The sequence below is a fragment of the Actinophytocola sp. genome, from assembly GCF_035712165.1.
GTDB lineage: Bacteria > Actinomycetota > Actinomycetes > Mycobacteriales > Pseudonocardiaceae > DASYTH01.
The window spans coordinates 1-18,906 of the sequence record NZ_DASTBH010000448.1; the positions used below are offsets into that span (position 1 = coordinate 1).

Genomic DNA, 18,906 nt, shown 5'->3' on the forward strand with positions numbered 1-18,906 from the left:
GCCCACGGGGTGCCGGTGCAGATCGGCGACGCGGCCGGCCTGGGAATCCGCGACCTGGACCGCCCCGACTTCGGCGACGCCGTCGAGATCCGCCCCGGCGAGGTCCCCGTCTTCTGGGCCTGCGGCGTCACCCCGCAGGCCGCGCTGATCGAGTCCAAGATCCCGTTCGCGATCACCCATGCCCCGGGGCACATGTTCATCACCGACGTCCCGGAGGTCGGCTACCGGAGCGGAGGATGACGATGCAGAGCCTCAGTTCCATCGCGTTCGCGGTGCTGCTCAGCTGTCTGGTGATCACCTGGCTGCTCGGCCGGGCCAAGGTGTTCGGCACCTTGACCGTGGCTGGGTTCGTGTTGGGATCGCTTGCCACCGCGTCGGTTTTCGTCCTGTTGGCCTGAGACGACGAAGGGCCCGCACGAGTCGCGCGGGCCCTTCGGCACGAACACCTCAGGCGGGCAACCGGATCCGGTCCCGAGGGCCGGGGTTCACCGGCGCGCCGGCACCGAGGTAGGCGACCAGCGCGTCGATGTCGAAGCCGGGCGCGGTGACCCGGTCGGTCCCTGCGGTGAGGCGGGTGAACCCGTCGCCGCCGTTGGCCAGGAAGTCGTTCGTGGTCACCCGGTACGTCGCCGCCGGGTCGATCGGAACGCCGTTGAGCGTCATCCCGGACACCTTCTCACCGGGTGCCTTCGAAGCGTCCCAGGTGTAGCTGAAGCCGGCCGAGACCTGCAGGATCTTCTGGCTGGTCTGCCCGCCGAAGCCCACGAACTGCTGCTCGAGCACCTCCTTGAGCAGCGCCCCGGTGAGCGTCTGGGTGGCCACCAGGTTGTTGAACGGCTGCACCGTGAACGCCTCGCCGTAGGTCACCTGGCCGGGCGCCTCACCACCGCCCGATGCCCCGAAGGACAGGTCCGCCCGGATGCCGCCCGGGTTCATCAGCGCGAGCTGGGCGCTGGCCGACGACGTGTAGGCGAGCTGGGCGTCGGCGATCACGTCGCCGAGCGCGGTCTCCCCGGCCGGCGTGGCCGCCCGGGTGATGTCCGCGGAGATCGCGCCGACCACCCGGTTGGCGATCGGGGCGACCGCGGTCCGGTACTTGTCCACGATGCCCTTGGTGCTGGCGTCGACCAGATCGGGGTTACGCAGGAAGTTGCCGGCGGCGTCCCTGGCCCACGAACCGTCCGGCAGCCGAACCCCGTTCTCCACCACGACGTTGCGCGCCGCGATGCTGGCGAACTTCCTGGTCTTGCGGTCCAGCGTGAGCGAGACGTCGGTGACCAGGGTGCCGTTCGACCCGGCGCTGGTGACCACGGTGCTGCCGCCGGTCGAGTTGGGCAGCGAGCAGCTGTAGAAGCGGTGCGTGTGGCCGGACACGACCAGGCCGTACTCCGGGCGCAGCCCAGCGACGATGGGTGCCACCGGGCCGGAGAAGTTGGCGCAGCCGGACGGGTCCTGGGTCGACGGCGGCGGGTTCTGCTGGCCGCCCTCGTGCAGCAGCAACACCATCGACTTGATCCCGAACCAGCGCAGCAGGTCGGCGTACAGGTTGGCGGTCTGGATCTCGTCGAGGAAGTCGACGGTCTGGATCCCGGCCGGGTTGACGATGGTCGGCGTGCCCTTGAGCGTCATGCCGACGAAGGCGACCGGAACACCCTGCACGACCCGGATGTCGATGGGCGAGAGGATGGGCAGCCGGGTCCGCTTGTCCACCACGTTGGCGGCCAGGTAGCTGAAGTCCGCACCGCGGAAGCCGTCGCCGTCCTGGCAGCCGTCCACCGGGTGGCAGCCGCCGCGCTGCATCCGGATCAGCTCGAGCACGCCCTCGTCGAACTCGTGGTTGCCGACCGAGGTGACCTGCAGGCCGAGGTTGGACAGCGCCTCGATGCTCGGCTCGTCGTGGAAGGCCGCGCTGATCAGCGGGGTCGCGCCGATCATGTCGCCGGCCCCGGCGGTGATCACCTCCTGGCCACCGGCCCTGCCCTCGGCCCGCAACCGCTTCACGTATGTCGCCAGGTACTCCACGCCGCCCGCGGGGGCGCCGTTCACCAGGCCGCCGCTGCCGAGCGGCGGCTCAAGGGCGCCATGGAAGTCGTTGAACGACAGGATTCGCGCCTTCGCCACGCCATGACTCGCGGTGTTGACGTCGTAGTTCACCAGCACCGGCGAGAGCGCGGTCATCCCGCCCGGCACCGGATCGGGAGACTGCGCGGGCAGCAGCGGCACCGCGAGCACCAGGCCCGCCGCGACCACCGGTGCCACGGAGTGGCGGAACAGGGACCTCACACGAAACACTTCGCCTCCATCACCCTGCTAGAACGCGCGTCGACCGGGGGGCTGCCGGTCGCCGGCATGCATCCTGCCCGCCCAATCCCACATATGCATAGCCGCCAGATGGCGGGGGGATCTGTTGTTGCCGAATTGCTTGCCGCGCCGCTACCGAGCCGGTCCATTCGCCTGCGCAGCGTCGCCGAATTCCGGTGTCCGGTGTGGACCGCGTCGATTTCGCGCACACCGGGACACGTGCCTCGCCGTACGCTGAGTACGTGTGCCGAAACATCACGATGCTGCGCGGCCTGGAGCCGGCCGCGACCGACGAGGAGATCGAGGCGGCCGCCCGTCAGTACATCCGCAAGGTGAGCGGCGTGGCCTCGGTGTCCGACGCCACCCGGGAGGCCTTCGAAACCGCCGTCGCGGAGGTCACCGAGACCACCCGCCGGCTGCTCGCGGAGCTGCCGGAACGTCGCCAGCCGCCGCCGACCCTGCCACCGCTGCGCCGCCCCGAGGTCCGCGCCCGAATCGCGGCCCGCCAGACCCAGTCCTGACGCAGTCGTTTCTCCGCGCAACCGCGCCGGGCCGGTGCGTCTGTTGATGTTGCCGTGGTCGCTGGCGTTCAGCAACTACCCCGGGCGGAAGTGGAAATCGCCGAAGTCGACCGCGGATGCAGTGGACTGGCTGATCTACGGCCGTGGTCTCTGGGGTCAGGGCGGGCTGCCGCTGTCCGATCCGGACAGTGGGATCACGGCGGAGCCCAGCGGTTGCGGAACTCTGGAGGACTGGCGCGACTGGCGGACACCCTCGCGGGGAGTCTGCCCAATCTTGGTTGCCCGCCGGCGCCGGCGCTGTGCCCGCTCAACCGTGCACTCGCTCCAGCGCACAATGACCAGCATTTCTGCTGGTCAGAGGCTTGAAGCGGAGGCGGAGGGATTTGAACCCCCGGACCCGTGAAGGTCTCCTGTTTTCAAGACAGGTGCAATCGGCCGCTCTGCCACGCCTCCTTGCGGGTAAGGGTAGTCAGTTCAGTTGGTCGAGGTGTTTGTGTACGCGCTCGAAGATCGTGGCGAGTGTTTCCTGCTCGTCGTCGGTGAGCAGGTCGACCAGGTGTTCCCGGACGCCGCTGACGTGGGTGGGGGCGGCGGCGCGCAGCTGGGCCATGCCCTTGTCGGTCAGCTCGGCCACGACCCCGCGGGCATCCTCGGGGCAGTCGACGCGGCGGACCAGGCCGGCCTTCTCCATGCGCGCGATCTGGTGGGACAGGCGGCTCTTGGACGAGGCGACGCGGCCGGCCAGCTGGGTCATCCGCATCCGCCGCTCGGTCCGCTCGGACAGCTGAACAAGCACCTCGTAGTCCGCGATCGTCATGCCGTGAGCGTCCTGTAGCTCACGGTGCAGCTGTTGGCGCAGCAACTCGGTGCCCAGGATGTAGGCGCGCCAGGCCCGCATCTCGCTGGGATCGAGCCAGCGAGGCCCGGTTATCGCTGAGGTCACCCCACAAGGCTAAGCGGTTAACCCACAGGAACCTCTCAATTACCTGACCGGTCAGTACCGCCCTCCGTCCGTTTCGGACAGTGTCGGTCGATTTCACCAGTTCAGGAGGGGTGCAAGGGGTTGTGACCGACCAGGCGAGCGGGCATATTGAGTAGGACGGCTGGCCGACGCGAGCCGGGTGCACCTGCCGGAGGTCCCTGGTCGCAAAGGTCCGTCGGGAGAGGATTAGGTGGTGCCGTGGATGAGCTGAACACCGGCGTAGTGGCTGACGAAAGCTGCAATCCCGCGGCTGAGGCGAGACCATCGAACTAGCCGTGATCGCGAACAGCAGGTAGCCGGGTCTACGAGTGCACGTGTGCGCCCACGCATCTCTCGTCGTGCACGTCGACGATGTTGAACCCCTCGTTCTGGTGACGTCTCAGACGCACTGGTGGGGATCCACGCCGGCCCGTCGGCCGCGTTGCCACTACGTAACGTTAGACACCTGGGTGTGGCCGCCATGGGAGCACGCCACACCCAGGTGCTTTTCTGTCTGCACGCGCGAACGGGTGACCTGCCTTAAAGTCACCATCGTGGAGTTCAACGAAGACGTCTCGCTCGACACCTCCCAGGTACAGGACATGCGCGGGTCCGGCGGAGGCGGCATCGGCGGCCGGGTCGCGCTCGGCGGGGGCGGACTTGGCATCGTCGGCGCAATCCTGTACTTCGTCCTGTCCCAGCTCGGCGGTGTCGGCGGCGGCGTGCCGCTGAGCACCGGCGACGTGAGCAGCGGCGAACAGGTCAACAACTCCGAGCTGGCCAGCGAGTGCAAGACCGGCAAGGACGCGAACACCAACCACGACTGCGCCGTGGTCGCGGTGATCAACTCGATCCAGGGCTACTGGGAGGACCAGTTCGCCCGTTCGAACCTCACCTACGAGCAGGCGCCCACCAACTTCTTCCGCGGCGGGGTCAGCACCGGGTGCGGCAGCGCGACCTCGGATGTCGGGCCGTTCTACTGCCCGGCGGACTCCGAGGTCTACATCGACCTGTCCTTCTTCCAGGAGCTGACCTCCCGGTTCGGCACGCAGGGCGGGACCTTCGCCGAGGCCTACGTCCTGGCCCACGAGTACGGCCACCACGTGCAGAACCAGCTGGGTACCTCCAACCGGGTGCGCGAGGGCAGCGGTCCGACGTCGGACTCCGTGCGGCTCGAGCTCCAGGCGGACTGCTACGCCGGCGTCTGGGCCAACCACGCCACCACCACCCCGGCGTCGAAGGGCGGCAAACCGCTGATCCGGACGATCACCGAAGCTGATATCGCCAGCGCCCTGGACACCGCCTCCAAGATCGGTGACGACTACATCCAGCGCGAGCTCGGCGGGGGCCGGGTCGACGAGAGCCAGTTCACCCACGGCACCTCCGCCCAGCGCGAACGTTGGTTCCGCACCGGCTACGAGTCCGGCGACCCCAACTCCTGCAACACCTTCGACACCAACAACCTCGGCTGACCAGCCCGAACCGGGAACTCGCCTGCTGGAAGTGGGGACTCGCGGGGACATGAGAAGAGGACGCCTTCGGCTTGGGGCCGAAGGCGTCCTCTGATGGTGGGGCGGGGTTACTGGGTCACGAAGTGACTGTCGTTGTCGTGCGGGCCATGGTTGAGAGCGGCCACCGTGGCGGCGAGCCGGGCCTTGGCGTTGCTGGCCTTGGCGACGGCGACGGCCTTGGCCGAGGCGGTCGGCGGGATGCCGTTGATGTCCTCGGTGCTGATGCCGTAGGTCGCGGTCACCCACGCGACGGCGTCGGCGTTGCTGTCCAGGACCGTCCGGTCCAGGTTGCCGAGGTTGTCACAGCGCTGGTGGTAGCACGGGTCGTAGGGCATGCCCGCGACACCGCCCCACTTCTCCGCCTGCGCCTCGGTCTTGACGCCCTCGGCGCCGGTGAACAGGCCACCGGCCGGGATGCCCTGGTTGATGAACTCGCCGTAGTCCGAGCGTCCGGTGAAGTCCGTGCCCTCGGTCTCGACCCCGGTCGCGCCGAGGAAGTCCTCGAACGCGCCTTCGATCTGCGCCGAGCCGTACGGGCCGGGGCCGGCACCGACGGCGTCGGAGTCGTCGCCGTCATAGACGAACCGCGCCGCGTTCGGCGAGCCGATCATGTCGAAGTTCAGGTACAGCGCGATGTTCAGCTGCTCCTCGAAGTCCAGCGAGGTCACGTAGAACTCCGAGCCGAGCAGGCCGAACTCCTCCGCGCTCCACCAGGCGAACCGGATCGCGTTGTTGGTGCGCGGGTTGCTGCCGAGCTGCGTCGCGATCTCCAGCAGCGTGGCGCTGCCGGTGCCGTTGTCGTTGATGCCCGGACCGTCGACCACGCTGTCCAGGTGCGCTCCGGCCATCACCACGTTGTCGTGGCGGCCGGTCTGCGTCTCGGCGATCACGTTGTACGTGGTCCGCTCCTCACGCAGGGCGCGCAGCTCGAGGTTGATGGTCGCGCCGGCCTGGGTGGCCAGCGCCTCGCCGTCGGCCTGGGTGATGCCGCCGGTCGGGATGCGCCCGGCGGCCGGGTCACCCAGTGTGCCGGCCAGCGGGCCGGGCGCGTTGTTGTAGACGATCGCGCCCACCGCGCCGGCCTCCGCGGCCAGTTGCTGCTTGACCGCGAACGTGCAGGAGCCGCGCTTGATCAGGGCGATCTTGCCGGCGACGCCGGTGAAGTCCGTGGCCTCACAACCGGGGGTGGCGTCCGCCGGAACGACGGCCAGCGGGGCGGTGATGCCACCGACCGGGGTGGACGGGCTGTACACCATGATGTCGATCGGCACGGCCGTGCCGTTGGCCGTCATCCGCTCGGCGAGCGTCTGGGTGAACGTGAACGGGAACTCCTGGCGGGTCACGACGAAGCCCAGGGATTCCATCTTCGTGGCGATGTACTCGGCCGACTGCTGGTGGCCGGCACTGCTCGCGACGCGCGTCCCGCCGGTGCGGTCGGCGAATCGCTGCAATGCGATGAGATGGCGGTTGATTCCGCTGACGGTTACTTTCCGGGCCAGGTTTCGGGCGAGTGCCGGCCCATCCGGCAGGTCTGCCTGCGCCGAGGCCGGTACCGCGGTGAACGCAAGGGCCGACGCGGCCGCGAGGCCCGCGAGCAGCACTTTGCGGGATGTCTTGAGAGAAGGCATGTAGCTTCCCCTTCATTTCGGGACGGGTGCCGGTGGTCGACCGCCCCGATCCCGATCGCCACAAACCGGCGAGGCCACCCTTTCGGCATAATCGCGCCTGGTCAATACCTCCTTTCGTACTGTTATTCGTCTTGCCCCGGACGGGCGACGTTAGGGTCGTGCCATGCATGCGATCACGATGCGCGCACCGGGCGGTCCCGACGTCCTGACCTGGGCCGAACGGGACGATCCGGAGCCCGGCCCCGGCCAGGTCCTGCTGGACGTCGCCGCGAGCGCGGTGAACCGGGCCGACCTGTTGCAGCGCCAGGGTCATTACCCACCGCCGCCGGGTGCGCCGGACGTGATCGGGCTGGAGTGCTCGGGGACGATCGCCGCGCTCGGGCCGGGAGTGTCCGGTTGGGAGGTCGGGCATCCGGTGTGCGCCCTGCTGGCCGGCGGGGGTTACGCCGAACGGGTGGCGGTGCCGGTGGGCCAGTTGATGCCGGTTCCGGCCGGGATGGACCTGGTGACCGCGGCGAGCCTGCCGGAGGTGGCGTGCACCGTCTGGTCGAACCTGGTGATGGTGGCCCAGCTCGGCGTCGGCGAGGTGCTGCTGGTGCACGGCGGCGCGGGTGGCGTCGGCACGCATGCCATCCAGGTCGGCAAGGCCATCGGCGCGATGGTCGCGGTGACCGCGGGCGCCGACGACCGGCTGGCGCGCTGCGCCGAGCTCGGCGCGGACGTGCTGATCAACTACCGGGACCAGGATTTCGTCGCCGAGGTGCGCAAGGCCACCGACGGCCGGGGCGCCGACGTGGTGCTGGACAACATGGGCGCGTCCTACCTGGACCGCAACCTCGACGTGCTGGCCCGGCACGGGCGGCTGGTGACGATCGGCATGCAGGGCGGGGCGAGCGGGACGCTCAACATCGGCGCGCTGCTCGGCAAGTGCGCCAGCCTCACCGCCACCGGACTGCGCTACCGGCCGCTCGACGAGAAGGCGGAGATCGTCGCCGCGGTGGTCGAGCACGTGTGGCCGCTGATCGAGACCGGCGAGGTGCGGCCGATCGTGCACGAGGTGCTGCCGATCCAGCGGGCGGCCGACGCGCACCGGCTGATGCAGGACGCGCACCCGTTCGGCAAGGTGGTGCTGCGGGTTCGCTGAGCCTCAGGCGGTCAGCTCGGCGAGCGCGTCCACGAGCTGCTCGACCTCACCGCTGGTGGTGTAGTGCGCGAGGCCGACCCGGACCGCGCCGCCGACCTCCGCGACACCGAGCGCGGCCAGCACCCCGGCCCGGGTGTCGTCGGCGAACGCGCAGATCCCGCGCTCGGCCAGGTGCATGCTGGCCGACGACGCCTTGACCTCGGCGACGGTGAACGCCAGCGCGGGGATCCGGCGCATCGCGTCGCCGATCACCGTGACCCTCGGCAGCGCGCGCAGCTCGGTGATCAGCTTGGCCAGCAGGCCGGCCTGGTAGGCCTTGGCCGAGCCGAGCGAGGTCTGGACGCGTTCCCGGCGGGTGCCGGTGGCCGCGTCGTCCAGGTCGGCCAGGTAGTCCACCGAGCCGACCAGCCCGGCCAGCAACGGGTAGGCGTGCAGGCCCAGTTCCAGCCGGCCGGGTCCGGTCGCGCCCGGATCCAGCGCCCCGGAGGGCAACCGGTCCAGCAGGGCCGGGTCGGCGAAGGCCAGCGCTCCGACGGCCGGGCCACCCCAGGCGGTGGCGGACAGCGCGACGACGTCGGCGCCGAGCGCGGCGATGTCCAGCGGCACGAACGGCGCGGCCGCCGAGGCGTCCACGACCACGAGCGCGCCGGTCCCCCGGGCCAGATCGATGATCTTGTTCAGGTCCGGCCGGGTTCCGACCACCCCGGAGCCGGCGGTGACCGTCAGCGCCTTGGTGCGGTGGGAGACCAGGCTCTCGTACTGCCAGGCCGGCAGCTCGCAGGTCTCGATGTCGATCTCGGCCCAGCGCACCGTGGCGCCGGCCCGCTGCGCGGCCCGCAGCCACGGGGCGATGTTCGCCGGGTGGTCGAGCCGGGACACCACCACCTCGTCGCCGATCAGCCAGCCGCCGCCGACCGCTTCGGCCAGGCGTTGCAGCAGGACCGCCGCGTTGGGCCCGAGCACCACTCCGGCCGGGTCGGCGCCGACCAGGTCGGCCACCGCGCGCCGGGCGGCGTCGACGATCGCCTCGGCCCGCTGGGATGCCGGAAACTGGCCGCCCGGGCCGGACACCGGAGCCCGCAGCGCGGTGGACACGGCGGTGGCGACCTGCTCCGGAACCTGCATCCCGGCCGGCGCGTCCAGATGAATCCACCCGTCACCCAGTGCGGGAAACAGTCCCCGGATCCGAGCGACGTCGAACGCCATGCACCACACCGTAGAGTGGCTACGAAGACCGGCGTTTCCTGGGTCCGCTGGGGCACCTAAGATCGCTCGGCACAGTCTCCGACGAGGGCAGGATGGAGCCGATGAACCAGCCGAACGATGGCAACGACCAGGCGCAACACGTCGTGGTGGTCGGGCCGGATGGCCGGCCGGTCGGCGCCGCCCGCCTGCCCGGTCCGGACGACGACCTGGGCGACGAGCAGGACCGCCGGGAGTCGGTCGGCGACCTGGTCGAGCAGCCGGCCAAGGTCATGCGGATCGGCACGATGATCAAGCAGCTGCTCGAGGAGGTGCGCGCCGCACCGCTGGACGACGCGTCCCGCAACCGGCTGCGGGAGATCCACAAGCGGTCGATCAGCGAGCTGGAGGACGGCCTGGCCCCGGAGCTGCGGGACGAGCTGGAGCGGCTGTCGCTGCCGTTCACCGAGGAGGGCACCCCGTCCGACGCCGAGCTGCGGATCGCCCAGGCGCAGCTGGTCGGCTGGCTGGAGGGCCTGTTCCACGGCATCCAGACCGCGCTGTTCGCCCAGCAGATGGCTGCCCGGGTGCAGCTGGAGCAGATGCGGCGCGGCCTGCCTCCGGGGACCGGGATGCCGCAGGGCGCCGGTGAGGCACCTGAGGGCCCGGGGATCCGGGGTCAGTACCTGTAGGTCAGGACGCGCGCCAGGTGGGGTCCAACTGTTCAGCCAGCAGGTCGCCCACCATCAGCATGCAGGCCATGCAGCGCCGGCCCTCGTCAGTGCAGGTGATCTTGGAGTTGGGCACGCTGTGGTCGCACAGGGCCGCGCCGTACTCCTGGCCGGCCTGCCCCGCGGGAAAGGCGTGCACCTGACTGTCATACCCCGATAACCACCACTGGATTCCCACCATCTCAGACCTCCACGCCTGTGGAACGCGTTGATCCCTCGGGACAGTAGACAGCAGGTTCGTGGGATCTTGTACCGGCGTATGACGAATCCTGGACACAGGTTTTTGCCAGTTGCGGCCTGTTAACTGTTAACGGTTAACAGCGTGTTAACCAGGGCTTTCCCGCCGTCGCGGAACGTGGCCGCACCGCCCGCACGGGTTGCGCCGAGGCGTAGGTAATGTGGCTAGCCGTGCCACCTGCAACAAGTACGGCGACCGACCCTCAGCGGTCACACGCGCCCAGCCGCAGCTTCTCCCGCGCCTTCGAGGACATCGTCGGCGGCTGGCGCGAGCGGGAACTGTGGACCCACCTCGGGTGGCAGGACATCAAGCAGCGCTACCGCCGGTCCGTGCTCGGTCCGTTCTGGATCACGATCAGCCAGGGCGTCCTCGCCCTCGGCCTCGGCCTGCTCTACTCGACGCTGTTCGGGCTGCACCTGCCCACGTTCCTGCCGTTCATTGTGACCGGATTCATCATCTGGAGTTTCATCAGCGGCTGCCTCACCGAGGGCATGGAGACCTTCATCGCCAACGAGGGCCTGATCCGCCATCTGCCGGCGCCCCTGACCGTGTACGCGCTGCGCACCACCTGGCGGCAGACGATCATGTTCGGCCACAACATGCTCGTCTACCTGGTCATCGTCATCATCTTCTTCGGCGCGATCGACCATCCCTACGAGCTCGACGACGGAGCCTGCGACGCCGCCTCCACCGCCATCTGCCACCCCGGCCTGGGCTGGTACACGCTCAGCGCGATCCCGGCGTTCCTGCTGCTCGCGGTGAACGCCGGCTGGGTGACCCTGCTGCTCGGCATCATCTCGACCCGCTTCCGCGACTTCCCGCAGCTGGTCGGCTCGATCATCCAGCTGATGTTCTATCTCACACCGATCGTCTGGCCGATCGACCAGCTGTACGCGGGCGGTGGCCGAGACTCGGTGTCCTGGGCCCTTCCGTTCATCTACTTCAACCCCCTGTACCACTTCGTCCAGATCCTTCGGGCCCCGCTGATCGGCCAGGCGGTCAGCATCGGAAGCTGGCTGGTGGTGCTCGGCATTACCGTTGTGGGGTGGGCGGCCACGCTGCTCGCCATGCGCAACTATCGTTCCCGCGTGTCCTACTGGGTCTGAGTGAGGCATTTCGACATGGTCAGCATCGACGTCTGGAACGCCTCGGTCGACTTCCCGATCTTCGACGCCAAGTCACGTTCGTTGAAGAAGAAGGTGCTCGGCAAGGTCGGCGGCAAGATCGGCACGGAGAACAAGGCCCCGATCATCGAGGCCCTGCGCGACATCACGCTGTCGATCAAGGAGGGCGACCGGCTGGGCCTGGTCGGCCACAACGGCGCCGGCAAGTCCACCCTGCTCCGGCTGCTCGCCGGGATCTACGAGCCGACCCGGGGCGACTCCCGGATCGTCGGCCGGGTGGCCCCGGTCTTCGACCTCGGCGTGGGCATGGACCCGGAGATCTCCGGCATCGAGAACATCATGATCCGGGGGCTGTTCCTCGGGATGACCCGCCGGGAGATGCAGAAGCGGGTGGACGACATCGCCGAGTTCACCGAGCTCGGGGACTACCTGCAGATGCCGTTACGCACCTACTCCACCGGCATGCGGGTGCGCCTGGCACTGGGCGTGGTCACCTCGATCGACCCGGAGATCCTGCTGCTGGACGAGGGCATCGGCGCGGTGGACGCGGCGTTTTTGAACAAGGCCAGGGACCGGCTGGTCGATCTGGTGAAACGCTCCGGCCTGTTGGTGTTCGCCTCGCACCAGGACGACCTATTGTTCGAGCTGTGCGACAGTGCTATCTGGATGGACGAGGGCCAGATGAAGATGCGCGGCTCGTTGCGTGAGGTGATCACGGCCTACAAGGGCCGGGATCCCTTCCAGCACATGGACGAGGAAACCCTGACCCGGCTCGGGCTGTCCCCGGCCATGAGCAACGGCGAAGCCTGATGACCGGCGACGCGCGGCTCGCCGCGGATGCCGTGGTGGCTGTCGTGGTGACCCGACACCGCCGCGAGCAGCTCACCGACTCGCTGAAGATGATCGCGGCGCAGACCCGGCCGCCGGACCACCTCGTCGTGGTCGACAACGGGCCGGACGACCCGGCGCGCGACATCGTGGAGTCCTGCCCGGTGCCGTCGACCTATCTGGTGTCCCAGCGCAACCTCGGCGGGGCGGGCGGGTTCGCGCTCGGCATCCTGCACGCGCTGGCGCTGGGCGCCGAGTGGGTCTGGTGTGCCGACGACGACGGCAGGCCGGCCGACGAGACCGTGCTGGACACCCTGCTCACCGTCGCGCAGCAGCGCGGGCTGGCCGAGGTGTCGCCGGTGGTGGCCAACATCGAGACACCGGAGCGGCTGGCCTTCCCGCTGCGCCGCGGGCTCACCTGGAAGCGCACCGCGGCCGATCTCGGCGAGGACTTCCTGCCCGGCATCGCCTCGCTGTTCAACGGGGCGCTGTTCCGGGCCAGCACCCTGGACGTGGTCGGCGTGCCCGACTACCGGCTGTTCTTCCGGGGCGACGAGGTGGAGGTGCACCGCCGGCTGGTGCGCTCCGGGCTGCCGTTCGGCACCTGCCTGCGCGCGGTCTACCTGCACCCGGACGGCTCCGACGAGTTCAAGCCGATGCTCGGCGGACGGTTGCACGCCCAGGACCCGGAGAACGAGGTCAAGCGGTACTACACCTACCGCAACCGCGGCTACCTGCTCGCCCAGCCGGGCCTGCGCAAGATCGGGATGCTCGAGCTGGCCCGGTTCGCGCTGTACTTCCTCGGCACCAAGCGCGACCCGAAGGCGTTCCGGGAGTGGCTGCGGCTGGTGCGCCAGGGCCGGCGGGAACGGTTCTTCAGGCGCTGAGCCGATAGACCATCGAGTACCGCCAGTACACGTGGCGGCGGATCACTGCGCCGGGCAGCAGGTCGCGAGCCTGCGCGCGGATCTCGGCCAGGGTCAGGTCCGGATCCATGATCGGCGGCGGCGGTTCGGCCGGGACGCCGCGCCGCCGGCCGGCCAGCTTGCGGACCTGGTCCGGGACGAAACCAACGCTGGCCACCGCGAGATCGGTCCAGGTCGGCCGGGACAGTCCCAGCACCGCGAGGACCCCGCCCGGCGCGAGCGCCGCGCGCAGCCGTCCGATCGTGGGTGCGAACGGCATGTGATGGATCGCGGCGATGCAGGAGATGTAGTCGTAGCCGCCCGGCGTCAGCTCGATCTCCTGGACGTCGGCGACGCGGTAGGTGATCCGGTCCGTGTTCCGGGCGCGGGCGGCGGCGATCATCTCCGCGGACCGGTCGATCGCGTCCACCGCCTCGGCGCGGCGGGCGAGCAGCCGGGCGAAGGTGCCGCTGCCGCAGCCGACGTCCAGCGCCCGCCGGCAGCGCGGCGGCACCTTGCGGAGCAGGAACCGGTGGTAGTGGTCGTTGTGGTTGACCGTCATCGGTCGCCGAAGAACTCGGTGAACGCCGCGTAGGCCGGCTCGCTCGCGTAGGCCCGCCAGGCGACGCCCAGCCGGTGCAACCCGTCCCCGTGCGCCACGCGCAGCTCGTCGGCGTGCGCCAGCACGTCCAGCTCATTGGCGAAGGTCAGCTCGACCAGGTCGCGGACGTGCCTGACCGGCGGCTCGGTCACCGCTCCGGTGAACCGGTCACGGAGCTGAGGCGGTCCGGAGCCGGCCAGCCGGGGGTAGCTGAAGTCCCGGTCGCAGGCGCCGTACCGATAGACGATCTCCTCGGCCTCCTCGCCGATCAGGCTGGCCATCGCCGGGCGCTCGGTCAGCTCGGCCAGACCCCGCGGGAACCCGTCGGTGCCGTAGGCGGCGTGCGCGAGGCCGGCCAGCCGCAGCGCCGGCCGCGCGCCCCAGCCCGCCAGCGTGTCGTGCGTGCGGCGCAGGTGCGCCAGCAGCGTTCCCCCAGGATGGCTCAGCTCGGCGGCCCCCCGGGCGATGAGAAACTCCTCGATCTCGATCATCGCAGCTCCGCTGTCGGCAGATCCGCTGAGGGCGAATCTGGTTGTCCGCAACGTATCGCGCTGCTGAAGTCGGGACTATGAGTGATTCGACACGAGCCCTGGTCCTGCACGTCACGGGTAGCTCCGAGCCGCTGGTGTTCGCGCTGTCCGAACGCGGCGCGAAGAGCATGTCCGGCCGGTTGGGACCCATGATGAACTCCGGCGAGGTGGACGCCACCGAGCTGGCCGACGGCAGCACCGTGACCATCAACTTCGGCCACGTGGTGTCCGCCCACCTCGACGATCTACCCCCGCTGGGCAAGGTGTACGGCAGCCCGGCGCGGCGCGGTCGGGGGTTCACCGCGTAGTGGGCGAAACACCCCGCACCCCGGCCGAAATGGTGTGACACTCTCTCGCGAGAGATGCGCCGGAGGTAAGGGGTGAGTCGGTGACGCCCGAGGAGTGGCTGTCGAGCTTCGAGGCCAAGGTCGCGGAGGTCGCCCAGAAGGCAGCCGAGTTCAAGGTGAACCTCGAGGCGGCCGGGGCGACCGAAGCCTCCCCGGACGGGTCACTGCGTGTCACCGTCGCTCCGAACGGCGCACTGACCGACCTGTCCATCAGCGACGCGGCCCTGCGCGGGTCCGGCGGCGAGCTCGCCGCACAGATCATGCAGCTGGCCCGCAAGGCGCAGCGTGCGGCCGCCGTGCACGTGGCCGAGGCGTTCGCGCCGCTGGCCGGGGAGGACTCCGAGTCGCTGCGCATGGTCACCGGCTTCATCCCGCCGGAGGAGGAGGAAGAGCCGGAGCCCGCCGGCCGGACCGGCTACGCCTTCACCGCGGCGCCGGACGAGTCGGAGCCGCCGGCGGCTCGTCCGGCGGAACCGCCGAGCCGTCCGCATCGTCCACGCTCTACCGCACGCGATGACGACGATGAGGAATTCGGCGATGACCAGATCTTCGGCAAGCGCGACGACTGGTGAGCTAGGGAGTAGGACAGATGCCTGACGGTGCCGCCACCTCGGTGAACCCCACGACCACGGCGACCACCGGCGCCGGGATCGTGGACAGCTATGCCGGACTGGTCAGCTCCATCACCAGCGACGCCGAGTCCGAGGGTGAGAAGGTCCTCGACGTCGGCCTCAGCGCCCTCGGTGTGGTGACCGACACGGTCGGGTTCGCCATCGACCCGCTCGGCTCGGTGCTGACCGCGGGCGTGGGTTGGCTGCTCGAGCACATCAGCTTCCTGCGCGAGCCGCTGGACGCGCTGCTCGGTAACCCGGACGAGATCAACGCCAACATCGACGAGCTCAAGTCGGCCGCCCTCGAGATGCACATGATCGCCGAGGAGCACCGGCAGGACCTGTCCACGGTGTCGGACTGGACCGGGCATGCCGCCGACAGCTACCGGTCCAGCGTCGGTCAGATGGCCGAGGAGCTGGACGCGCTGGGCTCCACGCTGGACGGGACGGCGGCCGTGGTCGGCGTCTCCGGGATGCTGGTGTGCACGCTGCGCGGGATCGTGTTCGACATCATCTCCTCGGTGGTCGCCGAGCTGGTCAAGGGTGCGTTGATCGCGGTCGCGTCCGCGGTGGTCAGCCTGGGCAGCTCGATCGCCGCGTACTGCGGCTACGCCGGGACGCGCGCGGCGATGACCGCGTCGAAGATCGCCGGCAAGATCAGCAAGCTGCTCGGCGGGTTGGGCCGGCAGGCCGGGCGGCTCGGTGAGCTGGGCCAGGCCATGGCGCGGCTGGCCGACGGGCTCGACCGGTTCGCCATGGCCGGTGACCTGGCTTACGGCGCCTACCAGGGTGCCAAGCCGTACTCGATGCCGGCGGCGGAGGCCACACCATGACCGGGCGGCGGCGACACCGTTCGAGTGGTCCGTCGTCCCATTCCTCCTCGGCCACGCCGCACCGGCCGCACGGTTCCGGCGGTTCCGGCGGTTCCGGCGGTTCCGGCGGGGTCGGCGTCAGCGTCGATGCGATCGACACCATGGCCGGACGGCTGCGTGCCACCCGGGGCCGGGTGTCCGGCGTCGCGTCGACCGTCAACGGGGTGAACGTCGGACCGCAGAGCATGGGCATCGTCGGCTCCGGGTTCACCGGCGCCGCCCGGAGCCACGTGCGGCACGCCCAGGAGCAGGTCGCCCGCGCCGGCCAGGCGGTCGAGCAGGCCGAGGCCGGCACCCGCGGCACCGCCGAGGCCTACCGCGGCAACGAGGCCACCAGCGCCGCCGCGCTCGCCACCATCGACACCAGCAGCCGCCCCCCGACCACCAGCACCCCGCCGGCTGCCCCGTCCACCCCGGCTCCGCCCCCGCCGCCCGGTGGTGGCGGACCGCCCCGCAACAACCTCGGCAACACCGCCGACTCCGGCGAGCTGACCCCGCAGTTCCCCCGGCACGCGCTGGACACCGCGACCACCTCGACCGAGCAGCAGATCCGCGACATCGCCGCCGCCAAGGGCTACGACCCGGACGCGCACATCCCCAAGACCCAGACCCCGACCGCCACCCTCAGCCACGACGACCGCGTCGAGGTCGCCGACGTCCGCAACGGCTTCCAGGTGGCCCCCGGCGAGGTCATGACCAAGGTGGTCAAGCCGGAACTCGCCGACGCGATGCTGCGCAACCAAACCACCTTCACCGACCCCGATACCGGCAGCACCAGGGACCTTCGGGCCGACGAGCTGGGTGGATCGGTCGCCCGGGGCAGCGACACCGCACAGTACGACCGACCGGTGCAGTTCCGGGAGAAGCTGGGTCTGGACGACGCCGGTGCAGGCTGGTCCCCGATCAAGGCCGGTGCCACGGAGGCCTACCAACTCCGTTTTGCCGCCTCTGACGACGTGTCCAGGTTTGATCCCAGCTTCGGTTCGACCAATCCGGTAGATGCGGCCGACATGCAGGCCATCAGTGGTTCGACCAAGCTTCGGCCGTGGGATCCGCCATTCCTCGGTACCGGCTACACCGATGGGGGCGCGACGGGTTCCGGGTTGCCGGAATGGGAGCTTGCCACCGGCAAACACGACGACCGCATAGAGATGTGGGAGCTTCGGCCGGATGGCACCGAGGTCCTCGTCGGGGTGAACCTGCCCGGCCGCGGTTGGTTCGACCTGCGGTAGGAGTCGGGTGAATGGAAGACACTAGCGAGTTCCCTTCCGGATATCGCGCCATGTATCGAGGAAAGCGGTACAACGCGAACGGCGGACGCCAAGGACAGGTCACCCTGTGGGACGAGGACACCGGGCATCAGGTCGCCCGTGTTCCGATCGATGAACTGGATGAGTGGTACTTCTTCTCGGCGCAGGGTACGTACCTTGGCGAGCCGTTCCGGGTCAACCGGGAGATCGACGGGACCTTGTACTGGATCTCCTATGAGGGCAGCAATGGGCGCAAGATTGCGGAGGAATGGCGCGTCCGCACGGAAAGCGACCCAGGGTCGACATTCTGGCGGGACGACAGGTTCTGCTTCGATGCCAGGGTGCCCAAGGAGCAGGTGCACGATATTCATGAGGTTCGGCAGGATGCGTTGGGGCCGTGGCGGGAACGGCAGGAGGGGGCGAGATGAAGGACCTGCCGGCTGGGATCAATGGGTCCACGGTGGTGCATCTGCCGGTGAAGCCCGGGATCGCGGGGCTGTACCTGGGGAATGTGGTGGTGCCGGGGCGGTTCGAGCCGCATCGGGTGCAGGGGTTCGCCGGGCGGGCGCAGGACACGGTCGGGTTCTCCACCGGGCAGCTGGTGCGTGAGTACGGGTTGGACAAAATCCCCGGGTGGGGGCCGACCGACGCCGTGTACTTCCTGAAGTTCTATGCCAGCCACACTTTTCCGTTCCGGACCAGCTTCGGGTCGAACAACCGGGAGGTGGCCGCCGACATGGGGGTCGCCCGGGTGTACCCGCCGCCGTTCCTGGGGACCGGGTACTTCCCGGGCGAGAACCCGATGCCGGAGTACGTGCTGACCCTGATCGAACTGCCGTTCGCGGCGGAGCTGTGGGTCCGGGACGGCGCCGAGAGCGAACGGCGGCTGGGTCGTTACCGGGGCCGGGTGTTCGGTTGGGAACGGTCCCCCGACGAGCCGGCGTTCGGTGAGGCGGCGTGGTTCAGCCCGCCGGTGCCGTTGCCCCCGCTGGTCCGGCGCGGGTTCACCGCGCGCTACCAGGGCGCCGACTTCGACGTCGACCTGGCCGGGCCGGGCAAGCTGCTGCTGCACCCGATGCCCGGTATGGCCGCGCCGGGCGACTTCATCGACAACGCCGGAAGTCCGGTCAAGCTCGTGGACCACGTCGAGGTGGACGAGCTGACCTTCGTGCGCACATTGTGCTCCTGGAAGGGCGCCACGTTCGAGATCCTGGGTCGCGGTCCGGATGGGACGGTGCTGCACCTGGTGGACGAGGACTTCATCACCGCCCGCGACCTCGGACTGTCCGAAGTGGACTACCGGGTTTGGCGCACCGTCGTGCCGGCCGGCGAGCTGACCGACATCCGTACCTCGGCCCAGCCCGTCCCGGTCGAGGGCACCCTGGCGGCATCCGGATGACCGGCCGGCGGCGCCACCCGAGCGGGAGCACCCACCACAGCCCGCAGGCAAGCCCCAGCCACCACGGGCCCGACCCTGCCACCCCCGCCACCACAGCGGCGGCGGCGCAGACGGCGTCGGAGTCAGCGTCGACGCCATCGACACCATGGCCGCACGCCTGGACGCCACCCGCGGCCGAGTCGACACCGTGGCCGGCACAGTCAGCGCCGTCAACGTCGGCCC

Annotated in this window: 22 protein-coding genes and 1 tRNA gene; 15 read left to right on the top strand and 8 right to left on the bottom strand. The window is 69.8% G+C overall.

The window, feature by feature from the left end:
• Nucleotides 1–240, top strand: a 240-nt coding sequence (locus VFO68_RS25130) for a D-glutamate cyclase family protein (protein WP_325160845.1), incomplete at its 5' end; no start/stop codon positions are given.
• A complete protein-coding gene (locus tag VFO68_RS25135; RefSeq protein ID WP_325160846.1) occupies nt 237–398 on the top strand; it encodes a hypothetical protein in 162 nt (53 codons plus the stop codon). The genes VFO68_RS25130 and VFO68_RS25135, both read left to right, overlap by 4 nt.
• Nucleotides 399–447: 49 nt before the next feature.
• Here the strand turns inward: VFO68_RS25135 and VFO68_RS25140 are convergent, their stop codons facing one another.
• A complete protein-coding gene (locus VFO68_RS25140; RefSeq protein WP_325160847.1) occupies nt 448–2,283 on the bottom strand; it encodes a bifunctional metallophosphatase/5'-nucleotidase in 1,836 nt (611 codons plus the stop codon).
• 260 nt (nt 2,284–2,543) lie between these two features.
• Here VFO68_RS25140 and VFO68_RS25145 point away from each other — a divergent pair, with 260 nt between their 5' ends.
• Nucleotides 2,544–2,822 carry a DUF2277 domain-containing protein gene (locus tag VFO68_RS25145; RefSeq protein ID WP_325160848.1) on the top strand — a complete coding sequence of 93 codons (279 nt, stop codon included), beginning with the start codon at nt 2,544–2,546 and terminating at the stop codon, nt 2,820–2,822.
• 368 nt (nt 2,823–3,190) lie between these two features.
• Here VFO68_RS25145 and VFO68_RS25150 read toward each other — a convergent pair.
• Both VFO68_RS25150 and VFO68_RS25155 read right to left on the bottom strand, forming a co-directional pair.
• Nucleotides 3,191–3,275 (bottom strand) — tRNA-Ser (locus VFO68_RS25150).
• Nucleotides 3,276–3,291: 16 nt separating this feature from the next.
• Nucleotides 3,292–3,720, bottom strand: a complete 429-nt coding sequence (locus tag VFO68_RS25155) for a MarR family winged helix-turn-helix transcriptional regulator (protein ID WP_325160866.1) — start codon at nt 3,718–3,720, stop codon at nt 3,292–3,294.
• A gap of 617 nt (nt 3,721–4,337) precedes the next feature.
• Between VFO68_RS25155 and ypfJ the strand changes: the two genes are divergently transcribed.
• A complete protein-coding gene (ypfJ, locus tag VFO68_RS25160; protein WP_325160849.1) occupies nt 4,338–5,255 on the top strand; it encodes a neutral zinc metallopeptidase in 918 nt (305 codons plus the stop codon).
• Between the two features lie 107 nt (nt 5,256–5,362).
• Here the strand turns inward: ypfJ and VFO68_RS25165 are convergent, their stop codons facing one another.
• Nucleotides 5,363–6,922: a M28 family peptidase gene (locus VFO68_RS25165; RefSeq protein WP_325160850.1), complete on the bottom strand. Its 1,560-nt coding sequence runs from the start codon at nt 6,920–6,922 to the stop codon at nt 5,363–5,365.
• 163 nt (nt 6,923–7,085) lie between these two features.
• Here VFO68_RS25165 and VFO68_RS25170 point away from each other — a divergent pair, with 163 nt between their 5' ends.
• A complete protein-coding gene (locus VFO68_RS25170; RefSeq protein ID WP_325160851.1) occupies nt 7,086–8,066 on the top strand; it encodes an NAD(P)H-quinone oxidoreductase in 981 nt (326 codons plus the stop codon).
• Between the two features lie 3 nt (nt 8,067–8,069).
• Here VFO68_RS25170 and VFO68_RS25175 read toward each other — a convergent pair whose 3' ends face one another.
• Nucleotides 8,070–9,272 (bottom strand): cysteine desulfurase-like protein, encoded by a 1,203-nt coding sequence (locus VFO68_RS25175; RefSeq protein ID WP_325160852.1) that lies wholly within the window; start codon nt 9,270–9,272, stop codon nt 8,070–8,072.
• A 92-nt stretch (nt 9,273–9,364) separates the two neighbouring features.
• Between VFO68_RS25175 and VFO68_RS25180 the strand changes: the two genes are divergently transcribed.
• Nucleotides 9,365–9,940 carry a bacterial proteasome activator family protein gene (locus VFO68_RS25180; protein ID WP_414635566.1) on the top strand — a complete coding sequence of 192 codons (576 nt, stop codon included), beginning with the start codon at nt 9,365–9,367 and terminating at the stop codon, nt 9,938–9,940.
• A 1-nt stretch (nt 9,941) separates the two neighbouring features.
• Here the strand turns inward: VFO68_RS25180 and VFO68_RS25185 are convergent, their stop codons facing one another.
• On the bottom strand, nt 9,942–10,118 hold the full coding sequence (locus tag VFO68_RS25185) for a hypothetical protein (protein ID WP_325160854.1): 177 nt from the start codon (nt 10,116–10,118) through the stop codon (nt 9,942–9,944).
• A gap of 257 nt (nt 10,119–10,375) precedes the next feature.
• Here VFO68_RS25185 and VFO68_RS25190 point away from each other — a divergent pair, with 257 nt between their 5' ends.
• Genes VFO68_RS25190 through VFO68_RS25200 form a run of 3 tightly spaced genes read left to right on the top strand, consistent with a single transcriptional unit; the run spans nt 10,376 to nt 13,056 of the window.
• Nucleotides 10,376–11,323, top strand: a complete 948-nt coding sequence (locus tag VFO68_RS25190; RefSeq protein ID WP_414635567.1) for an ABC transporter permease — start codon at nt 10,376–10,378, stop codon at nt 11,321–11,323.
• Between the two features lie 15 nt (nt 11,324–11,338).
• Nucleotides 11,339–12,151 carry an ABC transporter ATP-binding protein gene (locus VFO68_RS25195; RefSeq protein ID WP_325160856.1) on the top strand — a complete coding sequence of 271 codons (813 nt, stop codon included), beginning with the start codon at nt 11,339–11,341 and terminating at the stop codon, nt 12,149–12,151.
• Nucleotides 12,151–13,056, top strand: coding sequence for a glycosyltransferase family 2 protein (locus VFO68_RS25200; protein ID WP_325160857.1), 906 nt, complete (start codon nt 12,151–12,153; stop codon nt 13,054–13,056). Before VFO68_RS25195 ends, VFO68_RS25200 begins: the two co-directional genes overlap by 1 nt.
• Here VFO68_RS25200 and VFO68_RS25205 read toward each other — a convergent pair.
• Nucleotides 13,046–13,636: a class I SAM-dependent methyltransferase gene (locus VFO68_RS25205; RefSeq protein WP_325160858.1), complete on the bottom strand. Its 591-nt coding sequence runs from the start codon at nt 13,634–13,636 to the stop codon at nt 13,046–13,048. The genes VFO68_RS25200 and VFO68_RS25205 overlap by 11 nt on opposite strands.
• A complete protein-coding gene (locus VFO68_RS25210) occupies nt 13,633–14,166 on the bottom strand; it encodes a DUF6817 domain-containing protein (protein WP_325160859.1) in 534 nt (177 codons plus the stop codon). The genes VFO68_RS25205 and VFO68_RS25210 overlap by 4 nt, the downstream gene beginning before the upstream one ends.
• 77 nt (nt 14,167–14,243) lie before the next feature.
• Here VFO68_RS25210 and VFO68_RS25215 point away from each other — a divergent pair, with 77 nt between their 5' ends.
• The 6 genes from VFO68_RS25215 to VFO68_RS25240 all read left to right on the top strand — a co-directional run bounded on the left by VFO68_RS25215 (nt 14,244) and on the right by VFO68_RS25240 (nt 18,684).
• Complete coding sequence (locus tag VFO68_RS25215) at nt 14,244–14,513, top strand: hypothetical protein (RefSeq protein WP_325160860.1); 270 nt, start codon at nt 14,244–14,246, stop codon at nt 14,511–14,513.
• Nucleotides 14,514–14,593: 80 nt separating this feature from the next.
• Nucleotides 14,594–15,124, top strand: a complete 531-nt coding sequence (locus tag VFO68_RS25220; protein ID WP_325160861.1) for a YbaB/EbfC family nucleoid-associated protein — start codon at nt 14,594–14,596, stop codon at nt 15,122–15,124.
• Nucleotides 15,125–15,141: 17 nt separating this feature from the next.
• Nucleotides 15,142–15,996: a hypothetical protein gene (locus tag VFO68_RS25225; RefSeq protein WP_325160862.1), complete on the top strand. Its 855-nt coding sequence runs from the start codon at nt 15,142–15,144 to the stop codon at nt 15,994–15,996.
• Nucleotides 15,993–17,267, top strand: coding sequence for a hypothetical protein (locus tag VFO68_RS25230; protein ID WP_325160863.1), 1,275 nt, complete (start codon nt 15,993–15,995; stop codon nt 17,265–17,267). Before VFO68_RS25225 ends, VFO68_RS25230 begins: the two co-directional genes overlap by 4 nt.
• An 11-nt stretch (nt 17,268–17,278) precedes the next feature.
• Entirely contained in the window at nt 17,279–17,713 is a 435-nt protein-coding gene (locus VFO68_RS25235) for a hypothetical protein (RefSeq protein WP_325160864.1), read from the top strand.
• A complete protein-coding gene (locus tag VFO68_RS25240) occupies nt 17,710–18,684 on the top strand; it encodes a hypothetical protein (RefSeq protein WP_325160865.1) in 975 nt (324 codons plus the stop codon). The genes VFO68_RS25235 and VFO68_RS25240 overlap by 4 nt, the downstream gene beginning before the upstream one ends.
• Nucleotides 18,685–18,906 lie beyond the last annotated feature (222 nt).